Annotated in this window: 11 protein-coding genes; 5 read left to right on the top strand and 6 right to left on the bottom strand. The window is 69.7% G+C overall.

Going from position 1 to position 12,815, the window contains the following annotated elements; all coding sequences use genetic code 11:
* Positions 1-17: 17 nt before the first annotated feature.
* Positions 18-839 (bottom strand): L,D-transpeptidase family protein, encoded by an 822-nt coding sequence (locus OG885_RS17590; RefSeq protein ID WP_405732250.1) that lies wholly within the window; start codon positions 837-839, stop codon positions 18-20.
* Positions 840-906: 67 nt separating this feature from the next.
* Here OG885_RS17590 and OG885_RS17585 point away from each other — a divergent pair, with 67 nt between their 5' ends.
* A complete protein-coding gene (locus OG885_RS17585; protein ID WP_405732247.1) occupies positions 907-2,505 on the top strand; it encodes a methylmalonyl-CoA mutase in 1,599 nt (532 codons plus the stop codon).
* Positions 2,506-2,523: 18 nt separating this feature from the next.
* On the top strand, positions 2,524-3,171 hold the full coding sequence (leuE, locus tag OG885_RS17580) for a leucine efflux protein LeuE (protein WP_405732244.1): 648 nt from the start codon (positions 2,524-2,526) through the stop codon (positions 3,169-3,171).
* Here leuE and OG885_RS17575 read toward each other — a convergent pair.
* Positions 3,161-4,612: an FAD-dependent oxidoreductase gene (locus tag OG885_RS17575; RefSeq protein WP_405732241.1), complete on the bottom strand. Its 1,452-nt coding sequence runs from the start codon at positions 4,610-4,612 to the stop codon at positions 3,161-3,163. The two genes, leuE and OG885_RS17575, sit on opposite strands and share 11 nt — an antisense overlap.
* A gap of 71 nt (positions 4,613-4,683) precedes the next feature.
* Here OG885_RS17575 and OG885_RS17570 point away from each other — a divergent pair, with 71 nt between their 5' ends.
* The gene (locus OG885_RS17570; protein ID WP_405732238.1) at positions 4,684-5,370 is read left to right on the top strand and encodes a TetR/AcrR family transcriptional regulator C-terminal domain-containing protein; all 687 of its coding nucleotides are present in this window, start codon (positions 4,684-4,686) and stop codon (positions 5,368-5,370) included.
* Here OG885_RS17570 and OG885_RS17565 read toward each other — a convergent pair.
* On the bottom strand, positions 5,367-6,251 hold the full coding sequence (locus OG885_RS17565; protein ID WP_405732235.1) for a class I SAM-dependent methyltransferase: 885 nt from the start codon (positions 6,249-6,251) through the stop codon (positions 5,367-5,369). The two genes, OG885_RS17570 and OG885_RS17565, sit on opposite strands and share 4 nt — an antisense overlap.
* Positions 6,252-6,315: 64 nt before the next feature.
* Entirely contained in the window at positions 6,316-7,434 is a 1,119-nt protein-coding gene (locus OG885_RS17560) for an acyltransferase family protein (protein ID WP_405732233.1), read from the bottom strand.
* A gap of 230 nt (positions 7,435-7,664) precedes the next feature.
* Here OG885_RS17560 and OG885_RS17555 point away from each other — a divergent pair, with 230 nt between their 5' ends.
* Positions 7,665-9,125, top strand: coding sequence for a glycosyltransferase family 29 protein (locus tag OG885_RS17555; protein ID WP_405732230.1), 1,461 nt, complete (start codon positions 7,665-7,667; stop codon positions 9,123-9,125).
* Positions 9,122-11,440, top strand: a complete 2,319-nt coding sequence (locus OG885_RS17550) for a glycosyltransferase (protein WP_405732227.1) — start codon at positions 9,122-9,124, stop codon at positions 11,438-11,440. The genes OG885_RS17555 and OG885_RS17550 overlap by 4 nt, the downstream gene beginning before the upstream one ends.
* Before the next feature lie 41 nt (positions 11,441-11,481).
* Here OG885_RS17550 and OG885_RS17545 read toward each other — a convergent pair whose 3' ends face one another.
* Positions 11,482-11,790: a DUF6193 family natural product biosynthesis protein gene (locus tag OG885_RS17545; RefSeq protein WP_405732224.1), complete on the bottom strand. Its 309-nt coding sequence runs from the start codon at positions 11,788-11,790 to the stop codon at positions 11,482-11,484.
* 10 nt (positions 11,791-11,800) lie between these two features.
* Positions 11,801-12,769, bottom strand: a complete 969-nt coding sequence (locus tag OG885_RS17540; RefSeq protein WP_405732221.1) for a hypothetical protein — start codon at positions 12,767-12,769, stop codon at positions 11,801-11,803.
* Positions 12,770-12,815 lie beyond the last annotated feature (46 nt).

Below are 12,815 nucleotides of genomic sequence, written 5' to 3'. Positions count from 1 at the left end.
ACACACCGCTCCGCGGTTCACCAGTGCACGACGACCTTGTCGCCGTCGCGCACCTCGTCGAAGAGCTCCGCGATCGCCGCCTGGTCCCGTACGTTGACACAGCCGTGCGAGGCGCCCGCGTAGCCGCGGGCCGCGAAGTCCGTCGAGTAGTGCACGGCCTGGCCCCCGCTGAAGAACATCGCGTACGGCATCGGTGAGTCGTAGAGCGTCGAGTAGTGGTCGCGGGACTTCCAGTAGACGTGGAAGACGCCCTCGCGGGTGGGGGTGTAGTCGGACCCGAACCGCACCGGCAGCGTCTTCAGCGTCCGGCCGTCCACCATCCAGCGCAACGTACGGCTCGACTTGCTGATGCACAGCACCCGCCCGGTCCTGCAGCGCGCGTCCGGCGCGTCGGCGGGCTGGCCGCCCATCAGATACAGCTCCCACTTGCCCGGCTCGTGGGTCATCTTCTTCAGCCGCTGCCAGGTGACGGCATCGGTCTCGCCGGTCCGCGGCAGCCCGCGTTTGCCCTGGAAGCCCTTGACGGCTTCCTCCGTCGCGTCGTCGTACGTCCCCGTCGGGCCCTCGAAGATCCAGGCGACCTGCCGCAGCCGGGCCTGGAGTTCACGGATGTCCCGGCCGGTGTCGCCCGGGGACCACAGGACCGTGGACAGGAGGCTCGTGGACGGGGTGGGGGAAGCAGGGGTGGTGCGCGGTGCCGGCGAGGTGCTGTCCGGCAGCTCGATCCGCACCGGCGACCGGTTCTTCCCGTCGTCCTGCGCGCCCTGCACGGTGCAGCCGCCCAGGGCGGCCACGACCACCAGCGCGGCGACCACTCTCCCCATGCCCTCGATACGCATCGCGGCCCCCGTCGTCTCACCCTGGCATTGTGGGAACCAGTACCCCAGTGACGGGAGGCGGCACACCATGACGCGCGAGTCGGGCAGTGTTCGATTCACCGAGAGTGGACTGCCCATCGAAGCGGTGTACGGACCGGAGGCCCTGGAGGGCTGGGACCCGGCACGGCAGCTGGGTGAGCCGGGCGCCTACCCCTTCACCCGGGGCGTGTATCCGTCGATGTACACCGGCCGCCCCTGGACCATGCGCCAGTACGCCGGTTTCGGTACGGCCGTCGAGTCCAACGCCCGCTACCGGCAGCTCATCGCCCACGGCACCACGGGCCTGTCCGTCGCCTTCGACCTGCCCACCCAGATGGGCCACGACTCCGACGCCCCCCTCGCGCACGGCGAGGTCGGCAAGGTCGGCGTCGCCGTCGACTCGGTCGACGACATGCGGGTCCTGTTCGACGGGATTCCGCTCGACAAGGTCTCCACGTCGATGACGATCAACGCCCCGGCGGCGCTGCTGCTGCTCCTGTACCAACTGGTGGCGGAGGAACAGGGCGTCGCGGCCGGGCAGCTGACCGGCACGATCCAGAACGACGTCCTGAAGGAGTACATCGCGCGGGGAACGTACATCTTCCCGCCGAAGCCCTCCCTCCGGCTGACCGCCGACATCTTCAAGTACTGCCAGGCCGAGATCCCGAAGTGGAACACCATCTCGATCTCCGGCTACCACATGGCCGAGGCGGGCGCGTCCCCGGCGCAGGAGATCGCGTTCACGCTCGCCGACGGCATCGAGTACGTGCGGACGGCGGTGGCGGCGGGCATGGACGTCGACGACTTCGCCCCCCGCCTCTCCTTCTTCTTCGTGGCGCGTACGACGATCCTGGAGGAGGTCGCCAAGTTCCGCGCTGCGCGGCGCATGTGGGCCCGCGTGATGCGCGACGAGTTCGGCGCCCGGAACCCCAAGTCGCAGATGCTGCGCTTCCACACCCAGACGGCCGGCGTCCAACTCACCGCCCAGCAGCCCGAGGTGAACCTGGTCCGGGTCGGAGTCCAGGCCCTGGCCGCGGTGTTGGGCGGCACGCAGTCGCTGCACACCAACTCCTTCGACGAGGCACTCGCGCTGCCCACGGACAAGAGCGCGCGGCTGGCGCTGCGCACCCAGCAGATCCTCGCCCACGAGACGGACGTGACGGCGACGGTCGATCCGTTCGCCGGGTCCTACGTCATCGAGCGGATGACCGACGACGTCGAGGCCGCGGCGGTGGATCTCCTGCGCCGGGTCGAGGAGCTCGGTGGCGCGGTCGCGGCCATCGAGCACGGCTTCCAGAAGGACGAGATCGAGCGCAACGCCTATCGGATCGCCCAGGAGACCGACGCGGGCGAACGGATCGTGGTCGGTGTCAACCGCTTCCGGCTCGACGCGGAGGAACCGTACGAGCCGCTGCGGGTCGATCCCGCCATCGAGGCCCAGCAGACGGAGCGGCTGGCGCGGCTGCGGGCGGAGCGGGACGGGGCGGCGGTCGAGTCGGCGCTGGCCGCCCTGAGGAAGGCGGCGGAGGGAGAGGGCAACGTCCTGTATCCGATGAAGGACGCCTTGCGGGCGCGGGCGACGGTCGGTGAGGTGTGCGGTGCCCTGCGGGAGGTGTGGGGGACCTACCTTCCGTCGCATTCGTTCTAGCGTGCGAGACTCCTTCGCATGCTCGGTGTCATAGACCTCCCCACCTATCTGGCAGGACTCGTCCTGATCGTCCTGCTCCCCGGTCCGAACTCGCTGTACGTCCTCTCCGTCGCCGCCCGGCGCGGGGTACGGGCCGGGTACACCGCCGCGGCCGGCGTGTGGTGCGGGGACGCCGTGCTGATGACGCTGTCGGCGGCCGGGGTGGCGTCCCTGCTCCAGGCCAACGCCGTGCTGTTCGGGATCGTGAAGTACGCGGGCGCCGGTTATCTGACGTGGCTGGCGTTCGGGATGCTGCGGGCCGCGTGGGGGATGTGGCGGTCGCGGACGGCTCCCGCCGGGGAGCAGCCCGGTGAGGTGGTCGCCGATGAGCGGCCGTACCGCCGGGCCCTGGTCATCAGCCTCTTCAACCCCAAGGCGATCCTGTTCTTCGTCGCCTTCTTCGTGCAGTTCGTCGATCCCGGGTACGCGTATCCGGCGCTGTCCTTCGTGGTGCTCGGCGCGTTCGCGCAGCTCGCGAGCTTCCTGTACCTCACCGCGCTGATCTTCAGTGGGACGCGGCTGGCGGACGCGTTCCGGAGGCGGAAGCGGTTGTCGGCGGGGGCGACGTCGGCTGCGGGGGCGTTGTTTCTGGGGTTCGCGGTGAAGTTGACGATGGCTAGTGCTTGATGGTGGGTGCGGGTGCGTGGGGGCTGGTCGCGCAGTTCCCCGCGCCCCCAAGAAACCCAACTCGCCCGACGTACTCCATTAGTCCGCTCCGCGATTCGCCTGCCCAGCCGATGTAGCCGTCCGGCCTCACCAGGAACAGGCCGGTTCCGTACGACGCCTGCGCCTCTCCCCGTATGACCCTGATCGCTTCCGATACCTCCGGCGCCTCCACCCCCACCGCCACCAGCGTCCAGTGCGGCCCCCGGAACGCGTCGAACAGTCGGACGCCACTCAGCATGCCGTCAGGTGCGCGGTCACCAGCCCGCACCGGACCCGGCAGCGCGCCCGCTTCCTCCGTCAGTGACGAGTCCCGGTACCCCAGGCCCAGCTGGCGCGTAGCGTCGCCCCGCCGTGTCTCCCCCCGGTGGACGCTCGTCGTCAGGCCGAGCATCTGGGCGGCGATGGGTCGGCGCTCCTCCTCGTAGGTGTCGAGGAGGGACTCGGCCGCACCCCCCACCAGTACCGCGCCCAGCTTCCAGCCCAGGTTGTAGGCGTCCTGGACGCTGGTGTTGAGGCCCTGGCCGCCCGCCGGGGAGTGGACGTGGGCCGCGTCCCCGGCGAGGAAGACGCGGTCGGCGCGGAAACGGTCGGCGAGGGCCTGGCGGGGGCGGAAGTCGGAGGCCCAGCGGAGTTCCGTGAGGGCGTCGGGGGCGAGGTGGGAGCGGGCGGCGACGACCTTGCGGACGCCGTCCAGGGAGACGTCCACCGCGGTGCCCTCCGGGAACTGGGCCACGACCTGGAAGTCCTCGGTCCCGGCCAGCGGGCAGATCGCGAGGAAGCCGTCGCCGTCCCCGCGCGGCGGGAAGACGTGCCAGTACTCGCGGTCGAGGCCGGTCAGCCGCACGTCGGCCACCAGCACCGGGTTCGGGTCGACGGTCTCGCCGGTCATGGCGATGCCGAGGGCCCGGCGGACGGCCGAGCGACCGCCGTCGGCGGCGACGACGTACCGGGCGCGGAGGTCGGGGCCCTCGGCGAAGTGCGCGGTCACCCCGTCCTCGTCCTGGGTGAGGCCGGTGAGCTCACGGCCGAAGGCGACCGTGCCGCCCAGCTCCGCCAGCCGCGCCGCCAGGATCTCCTGCGTGCGCCACTGCGGCACCATCCACGGCTCGTTGTAGGGAGAGTCCTCGGTCGGCTCGGCCGGTTCGAACATCTGGTGCTCGCCGGCCTGCTTGCCGTCCTGCCAGATCATCCCGACCGGGTAGGTGCCGCCGGCCGCGCGGATCGCGTCCCGGACGCCGAGGTCGTCGAAGACCTCCATGGTGCGCGGCTGGAGGCCCTTGCCGCGCGAGCCGGGGAACAGGGCGTCGGCCTTCTCCACCACCAGCGCGTCCACCCCGCGCCGGGCGAGGTCGATCCCGAGGGCGAGGCCGGTGGGGCCGGCTCCGACGATCAGAACGTCCATGATCCATCTCCTTAACGCTGTTAAGTGCCGTCGATGACAAGACTGCCCTTAACGCTGTTAAGCTGTCAACCGTGAGCACGGAGAAGCGCGCCCCCCTCGACCGCGGCCGGGTCGCGGACACCGCCCTGACGCTCCTGAACGAGCTGGGCCTGGACGGTCTGACCCTGCGGGCCATCGCCAGGGAGCTCGATGTCAAGGCGCCCGCCCTGTACTGGCACTTCAAGGACAAGCAGGCACTGCTCGACGAGATGGCGACGGAGATGTACCGCCGGATGGTCGCCGGGACCGCGCTGGATCCCGGCGACAGCTGGCAGGAGCGGCTGCGGAAGACCAACCGCGGACTGCGTACCGCCCTGCTCGGCTACCGCGACGGCGCCAAGGTCTTCAGCGGCACCCGCTTCACGAGCCTCGTGCACGTCGAGGCGATGGAGGACAACCTCCGCCTGTTCACGTCCGCCGGCTTCACCCTCGCCGAGGCGGTCCGCGCGGCCCAGACGACCTACCTCTACACCCTCGGCTTCGTCACCGAGGAACAGGGCGTCGAGCCCTTGCCGGGTGACCGAAGAGAGGGCTTCGACGTAGAGGAACGAGCCCGCCTGATGGCCGACTTCCCATTGTCGGCAGCGGCGGGCAGAGAGATCTTCGCCGATTACGACAAGCACTTCGAGGAGGGCCTGGCCCTGATCATCACGGGTATCGCAAACGCCGCCAAGGGGCGCGGGGAACTGCGCGACCAGCCCCCACACACCCGCAGCTAACTACGAACGTTCAAAGCCTTCCTGACGACACGAGTGACAACTGGCGGCACCAAATCCGCCACAATCCGGCGCACAGGTGACCGACGGCGCTTCGGGGCCACGACCACGGCCGACGGCGCCACATAATGCCGCGACCTGGGAAACTCCACCGCCCGCATCCCTGTGGAACGCACCCGCACCAACCGCTGCCCCGCCGCCTCCTGCACACTCAGCCCGCAGTCCGCCCGCCCCCGGAGCATCTCCAGCAGCTCCTCCTGCACCACCCCCGGGTCACCCCACGTCCCGTACAGCTTCTGCGTGCTGAGGCAGACCACCCGCAGCCCCCGGTTCAGCACCGCCTCCCACACCGCCACCGACACCCCCGGCGTGTGCTCGGAGCGGAAGTCGTCGAGGACGACGATCCCGTCCGGCACCAGCAACTCCCGCGCCGCACCGATGTCGTCGCGGACGTGCTCGTACAGGTGCGAGGCGTCGATGTGGACGAAACGGCAGGTCTTCGGGGCGACCTCGGAGGAGATCACGGAGCTGGGCGCCTCGATGACGCGGGGCAGCTCGTCGTGGAAGGAGAGGTAGTTGCGCTCGAAGGACTGCCGGGTGAGGGAGGCGTACGACTTCGCCGTCTCGGCCCTGTTCGCCCCGTCCGGTGCCTCCCCGCCGAACAGGTCGCAGACGGTGAACTCCTCGCCCGCGCCCAGATGCCGGCCGAGCAGGATCGCGCTCCTGCCCAGGTAGGCGCCCAGTTCCAGCAGGTCACCCTGGACGCCCTGGCGTCGCTGGCGGTCGAGGAACCAGGTGAACAGCATCTGGTCGAGCGGCGGGAACCAGCCGGGTACGTCGCTGAGTTCACCGGGGTACGTGTACGTCTGCTGTGCGTTGACCATGAGACATTCCTGCTCGCCCACGGCCGGACGAACTGACCCTCGGCGGAACGTCAGATGAACAACCTCACCGAGCCTTGGCCAGAGCCGAACGCAGTTTCGGAGTCAGCGGCTTCTCCACGTACCGGTTCAGCAGCCAGGCCAGCAGGAGCATCGCGGCGACCGTCAGGGCGAAGGTCGCCGCCGACGGCAGGCCGAGGCCGATGTGCAGGGCGTGGATGACCACCCAGCCGAGGTGCTCGTGGACCAGGTAGAACGGGTAGGTCAGCGCCCCGGCGACCGTCAGCCAGCGCCAGTTCGCCCAGTGGAGCCAGCCCAGCGCGATCGCCGCGACCGCGAGGAAGCCGAAGGCGACGACGGCCACGATCCCGAGCGTCGTCCGGTGCGCGAAGGCGCCCGGGTCCGTGGCGTTCCACAGGCCGCGCACCGCGTAGTGCTGGCCGATCAGGAAGCTGACGCCGACGATGCCCCACGCGTACACGTCCCGCCGGTCGCGGTGCACGAGGTAGAGGCCGACACCGCCGATGAAGAAGGGCGCGTACTCGGGCATCAACACGACGTCGAGCAGCGGCTGGTGCGCGGCCTGCGTGATCGCCGCCGCCAGCGTCCAGCCCGCGCAGAACAGGATGACCCGGCGGCGCGAGGCCCCCGGCAGGACCACGCACAGGGCGAAGAGGGCGTAGAAGCGGACCTCGGCCCAGAGCGTCCAGCAGACCCCGAGCACCCGGTCGACGCCCAGCGGCTGCTGGAGCATCGTCATGTTCACCAGCGCGTCGCTCGGCGAGACTGTCCGGTACGCCACCATCGGCAGCGCGAAGACGGCGGTGACGAGCACGACCGCCGCCCAGTACGCCGGCAGTAGTCGGGACGCGCGGGACGCGAAGAACGACTTCAGGGGCCTGCCCCAGCCGCTCATGCAGATCACGAATCCGCTGATCACGAAAAAGACCTGGACGCCGAGACAGCCGTACGAGAAATACTGGTGCAGCGTCGGGAACTGGGATTTCGGGGAACTTCCCCAGGCCGTCGTGACGTCGCCACCCCGGCCGCCGTAGTGGTACGCCGCCACCATCAGCGCGGCCACCAGCCGCAGCCCGTCCAGGGCCCGCAGTCGGGTCTCGCGGGGCGCCGCCGGTTCCGGCCGCAGGGGCGTTCCGGACACCTCGCGGACGGTCAACGTGGTCACGGATATCCCCTCGACAAGCTGTTCGTGTGCTGTTCCTACGGGTGCACACAGGGACATTAGTCCGAATCACAGGGATGTCTTGGCCGGCCAGCCAACGATTAGCCGCCCGGTCCCGGTGAGTTCACCTGGATGTCGTTTTGGCTTCCTAAATTCCCTCAGAATCCGCCCATGCAAGCGGCTAAACCCAAGAACTCGTCTGAGCTTTGGTAAGAAGACAAAACAGGAGTGCCATGACGACGGTCCAGAAGAGACGTGCACGTGCGCGTGGAGGGGAGCTGGACGACTGCCTGCGCGCCTGCGCGGTACACAGCGGAAAGGTTGTCGGCAGCGTCGACCGCCGTCGCGTCGAACTCGCCGAGCAGTTGCGCAAGCTCCTCGTCGTATGGGGTACGACGAGTGCCGCCCCCGCGCCCGCCCCGGCCGGTGGCGCCACCGCCCTGCTCAAGCGGGCCGTCAAGGGCGCCGCCGCCCCCGCGAACGGCATCCCCAACGAACTCCTCGACGCCCTCCTCGCCGTCGCCAACAAGGCCCTGGAGTGCGGTTACGACGACGAGTTGAACCTCGCCCTCGTCATCAGCGACACCGTCCTCGCCCAGCGCAAGAACTCCCGCGCCGGCTGGCGGCTGCGCGCCCGGCTCCTGGAGACGCTCGGCGAGGAGACCGAGGCCGTCGAGGCGTACGACAAGTACCTCGCCCTCACCGACGACGACGGCTTCGGCGTCCGCGCCAAGATCGCCGGGCTGCGCGCCGCCGCCGAGAAGGAGCGCGAGCTGCTCACCCTGCTGCGGCGGCAGAACCCGCGCGCCGAGGAGTTCACCCGGCGTGCCGCCACCGCCGTCTGGGCCGAGGGCCTCGCCGCACAGGCCGTGGGGGACTGGACCGAGGCCGAGCCGCGCCTCGTGGGAGCGCTCCTCGCCCTGGCCGCCGAGGACGCCCCGGTCGCCGACCGGCAGGAACTCCTCAGCCAGTACCTGGACTTGAGGATGACGCGGGAGACGGACCTGCCCGCCCTCACCGAGGCCCTCGCCCTCTACGCCGAGCAGCGCCGCAACCGCATGCGCGGCCCCGTCGCCGACCCGACCGTCGGCGGCGTGCAGTGGATCAGCCTCGGCGAGTTCCGCAACCGCATCGCCGGCAAGTCGATCTGCCTGATCGCCAACTCCGGCCGCGTCGGCGCCAGTTCGATGGGCGCGGAGATCGACGCGTACGACCTCGTCGTCCGCTTCAACTCGTACAAGATCGAGCCGAAGCACACCGGCAGCCGTACCGACATCCACGCCACCATCCACAAGCACGGCTTCAACTGGGACCAGCGGGTCGACACCCGGCTGGTGTTCGGCGGGATCTCCGGCGACTGGAAGTACTCCCTGCGCAACCGGCTCGTCCCCGGCGCCCAGACCTTCCTCGGCGACGAGTCGCTGCGCTGGCCCGTGCGCAACATCGGCAAGCTCTCCGCCGACGTCTGGTCCGGCATCCCGACCACCGGCTTCAACATGCTCTACCTGCTGGACTTCCTGGACGTCAGCCCGACGCTCGACCTGATCGGCTTCGACTTCTACGAGAGCGGCGCCTACCGCGTCCAGGAGGCGATGAAGCTCGCGATCACGTCCGTGCACGAATACACCAGTGAGAAGGCATGGGTCATGCAGCGGGCCCAGAGCGTGACCGACATGAGGATCTCCCTGCGATGACCACGAACACCCTGACCGCGGCGCCCGTCACCGACGCGGCGGCCCTCACCGGCAAGCGCCGCATCGCCTTCGCGTCCTACGTCGACGAGAACTACCTGCCCGGCTTCCTGAACCTCCTCAGGAGCCTCGCGCTGTCCAACCCGAGCGTGTGCGAGGACTTCGTCGTCCTCTACGACGATCTGCGCCCCGGTTCGATAGCCAGGATCCGCGCCCTGCACCCGCGGATCGTCCTCAAGCGCGTCAACGACACGCACTACGACGCCTACAAGAAGGGCGACCAGGACAACTACCTGGTCCGCAAGGCGTACTTCATCCTCGACGTCTTCCGGATCCGGGAGTACGACACCGTCATCACCCTCGACACCGACATGGTGGTGCTGGGTGATCTGCGCGAACTGCTGGAGTTGCGCGAGGGGTTGGCGGCCGTCCCGCAGTTCTTCTACGGGCAGCACAAGCTGAACTCGGGGCTGCTGGTCATCCAGCGCGAGTACCTGAGCGACGAGTTCTGCGCGCGGCTCGACAAGTGCGGCATCTCCGGCGACTACGAGCTCGACAAGCACGACCAGGGCATCCTCAACGCCGTCCTCGACGGCGACTTCGTGCGCCTCGACCCGCGCTACAACTTCGTCAAGCGGCGGCTCTCCGGTGACCTGCCGGTCCCCGACGACACCGCCATCCTGCACTTCACCGGCCGCCACAAGCCGTGGCAGGGCGGTGAGGCGGGGTACAGCCAGGCGGAGGACCGCTGGCGCGAGTACGAGCTGTCCGACGCCGACTTCCACGCCGCGTACCTGGAATCCAGCGGCGGCCTCCACCACGACCTGGTCGTCCACTTCGGCACCCCGCACGTGAAGCGCACCGGCGAGGTCGAGGTGGCCCGGAAGGTCGCCGCCGCACACATCGCGAACGGCGACTACCAGGACGCGGTCGACGTCCTGAGCGCTGTCCGCATCCCCCTCGACGAGGCCTGGCCGCACGAGGTCCTCGGCCACGCCCTGATGAGCGTCTCCCGCCACGAGGAGGCCAAGGCCCAGCTGCTCCTCGCCACCGCCGCCCCCAACCGGGCCGCCACCGCCTACGCGCGACTGGCCCAGCTGGCGTGGGTGCACGGCGACAACACCGAGGCGCTGCGATACGCCACCGCCGGCATCACCGTCGACCCGACGCACCGGTCGAGCCGGCTGTGGGCCCAGCGGGCCGCCGCCGTCCCCTCCCAGGAGCGGGGGAGCGCCGATGACCAGCTCGCCCATGTCGCCTTCTACATGGACCGGCAGGGCAACGCGGGCGACAAGCTCCTCCCGGAGACGGTCCGCCTGGCCTTCGGCCCGGACACCACGTCCCGCCGCTGGCACTCCGTCCACGCCCACCGGCTGTTCGACGAGGCGGCGCTGGAGCGGGTGAACGCCCGCCGAGGTCTGGTGATCGGCGGCGGAGGCCTCTTCATCCCGGACACCATGCCCAACGGCAACAGTGCCTGGCAGTGGAACGTCCCGGACGCCCTGTTGAACCGCATCGACGTGCCCATCGCCGTCTTCGCGGTCGGCTTCAACGCCTTCGACGGCCAGTCCTACCGCGCCAACCGCTTCCGCGAGTCACTGCTCCAACTCGTCGAGCGCTCCGCCTTCTTCGGCCTGCGCAACCACGGCTCGATCGAGAAGGTCCGTGCGATGCTGCCGTCGCACCTGCACGACAAGGTGCGCTTCCAGCCCTGCCCCACCACGGTCATGCGCCAGCTGGTGGCGGGCTGGCAGGACCCGGCCGAGCGCGACGACACGATCCTGATCAACGCCGCCTACGACCGCGCGGGCCTCCGTTTCGGCCACGACTACGCCTACTTCCTCGCCCAGATGGCCCAGGCCGTACGTGACCTGGGGGCACTCGGCGAGGTGAAGTGCGTGGCGCACTCGCTGGACGACGAGAAGATCGCCTTCGACCTGCGCCGCGAGCACGGCATCTCGATGCCCGTCATCCCGATGTACGACTTCGAGAACGACGAGATCCGCGAGCTGTACGCCCGCACCAAGCTGGTCATCGGCATGCGCGGCCACGCCGGCATGATCCCGTTCGGGGTCGGCACACCGATCATCAGCCTGATCTCGCACCCGAAGATGGCGTACTTCCTGCGGGACATCGAGCGCCCGGAGTGGGGCGTCTCCGTCCACGACCGCCACCTCGCGGCCCGGCTGGTCGAACGCGCGAAGGACCTCCTCGCCGACCACGCCAAGACGGTCGCCGACGTCCACGGCCGCCAGCAGGAGCTGTGGAAGGTCACCGAGGCGAACGCGGCCGACCTCAGGGTGATCCTGGGCAGCTGAGAGACCGGTGCGGGCCCCCACGGCACAGGGAGGCCCGCACCTCACTCGTCCGGGAGCGTTTCGAGTACGAGAGCGACGGCCTCCCGCGCCGTCTCCACCCGGCCCACCACGTCCTGACGGGTCGGGCCCATCACGAAGTACGTTCCCCTGTACTCGGACAGCACGAAGCGGGCGTCCCAGGTCCACGGATGCTCGGTGGTGCGGCTGAAGTGCAGCTCGCCCATCCCGATCCACGGGTACCGGCGCCGCAGCCGGGGCTCCGCGTAGGCGAGGTCCAGCAACTCCTCCCGTACGCGCCCATCGGCCCGCGCCTTCCGCCAGCCCGCCTCCACCGCCGCATCCGTGTCCATCGGCCCATCATCAGCGGCCGACGGTCCTGCGCACCACCTTGTCAAGGAACGACGGCTCGCTGTCGTACGCCTTCCTCAGCTGCTCGAAGTGGTCGGCCCGGGTGCGGCTCAGGTACTCGTCCGACCGGAGCGGCTTTGCGAGGGACCAGGCGCGCCGGTGCTGGCCGGCGTAGTGGGCGACGTACGCCTTGGAGAGCTCCAGGACGGACTTGAAGGGGATGCCGCCGGTGTGGTCGCGGTCGATCTTCTCCTGGACGGCGGAGATGAGCGCGAGCTTCTCGTCGACCGTGTAGTCGTCCTCGGTGATCCGCTTGAGGACGTCCGCCGGGATCGGCTTCGTCACCTCGAAGGCGAGCGTGGAGCGGATCGGCGGCCCGGCGATCTCGATGTACGGCAGCAGCGCGCCGGTGCTGTGGTGCAGCCACGGCAGCCGGGGCCCGGCGAAGTCCTGGTGCAGGACGACCGAGCCGGGCCGCATCCGGCTCAGGAACCGCTCCGAGACACAGCGGAAGACCCGGGCCGTCTTGGCGATGTCGATGTGCAGGAACTCCACCGGGGTCGTGTCCTCGGGGTCCGAGGTCTGCCACAGGTCACCGGCGTGAATCTCCACGAACGGCAGGAACGGGCCGAGGCGGCGCTTGAAGTCGTCCAGGAAGGAGTTGTCGTCGGCCGGCTTGTGCCCGGAGTCGAAGAACTTCTCGGAGGCGAACGTGCCCTTGCCGACGCGGAAGAAGTCGTACGCGTGCAGCCGGCCCTTCCGCGTGTCGAACACGGGGCTCTCGCTCAGCCCGAGCGCGAGGGCGTACGTCGACCCGCCGCCCCCCGAGCCGAGTTCGACGATCTGCCCCTGGCCCGTGAGGTGGTGCCGGCCCACCAGGTACAGGAACTGGAGCTCCCAGCTGCTGCACTGGGTGTAGGGCAGGTCCTCCGGCAGCTCGACGCTGTCGAAGAGGGAGTAGAGCCGGCCGAGCTTCGTCATGAGAGCCTCACGGGATACGGAGAGCGGTGCCCGTGATCCTAGGGAC

It is taken from the genome of Streptomyces sp. NBC_00028 (genome assembly GCF_045041065.1).
Taxonomy (GTDB): domain Bacteria; phylum Actinomycetota; class Actinomycetes; order Streptomycetales; family Streptomycetaceae; genus Streptomyces.
The sequence above is the reverse complement of the archived record's forward strand: the minus strand, read 5'-3'. Positions and strand labels throughout refer to the sequence as shown.

Bases quoted from the DNA above. Each gene is read 5' to 3' on its own strand.
- OG885_RS17555 (WP_405732230.1), top strand. From the start codon at position 7,665: ATGACGACGGTCCAGAAGAGACGTGCACGTGCGCGTGGAGGGGAGCTG.
- OG885_RS17590 (WP_405732250.1), bottom strand. From the start codon at position 839: ATGCGTATCGAGGGCATGGGGAGAGTGGTCGCCGCGCTGGTGGTCGTG.
- OG885_RS17540 (WP_405732221.1), bottom strand. From the start codon at position 12,769: ATGACGAAGCTCGGCCGGCTCTACTCCCTCTTCGACAGCGTCGAGCTG.
- OG885_RS17565 (WP_405732235.1), bottom strand. From the start codon at position 6,251: ATGGTCAACGCACAGCAGACGTACACGTACCCCGGTGAACTCAGCGAC.
- OG885_RS17550 (WP_405732227.1), top strand. From the start codon at position 9,122: ATGACCACGAACACCCTGACCGCGGCGCCCGTCACCGACGCGGCGGCC.
- OG885_RS17575 (WP_405732241.1), bottom strand. From the start codon at position 4,612: ATGGACGTTCTGATCGTCGGAGCCGGCCCCACCGGCCTCGCCCTCGGG.
- OG885_RS17585 (WP_405732247.1), top strand. From the start codon at position 907: ATGACGCGCGAGTCGGGCAGTGTTCGATTCACCGAGAGTGGACTGCCC.
- OG885_RS17545 (WP_405732224.1), bottom strand. From the start codon at position 11,790: ATGGACACGGATGCGGCGGTGGAGGCGGGCTGGCGGAAGGCGCGGGCC.
- leuE (WP_405732244.1), top strand. From the start codon at position 2,524: ATGCTCGGTGTCATAGACCTCCCCACCTATCTGGCAGGACTCGTCCTG.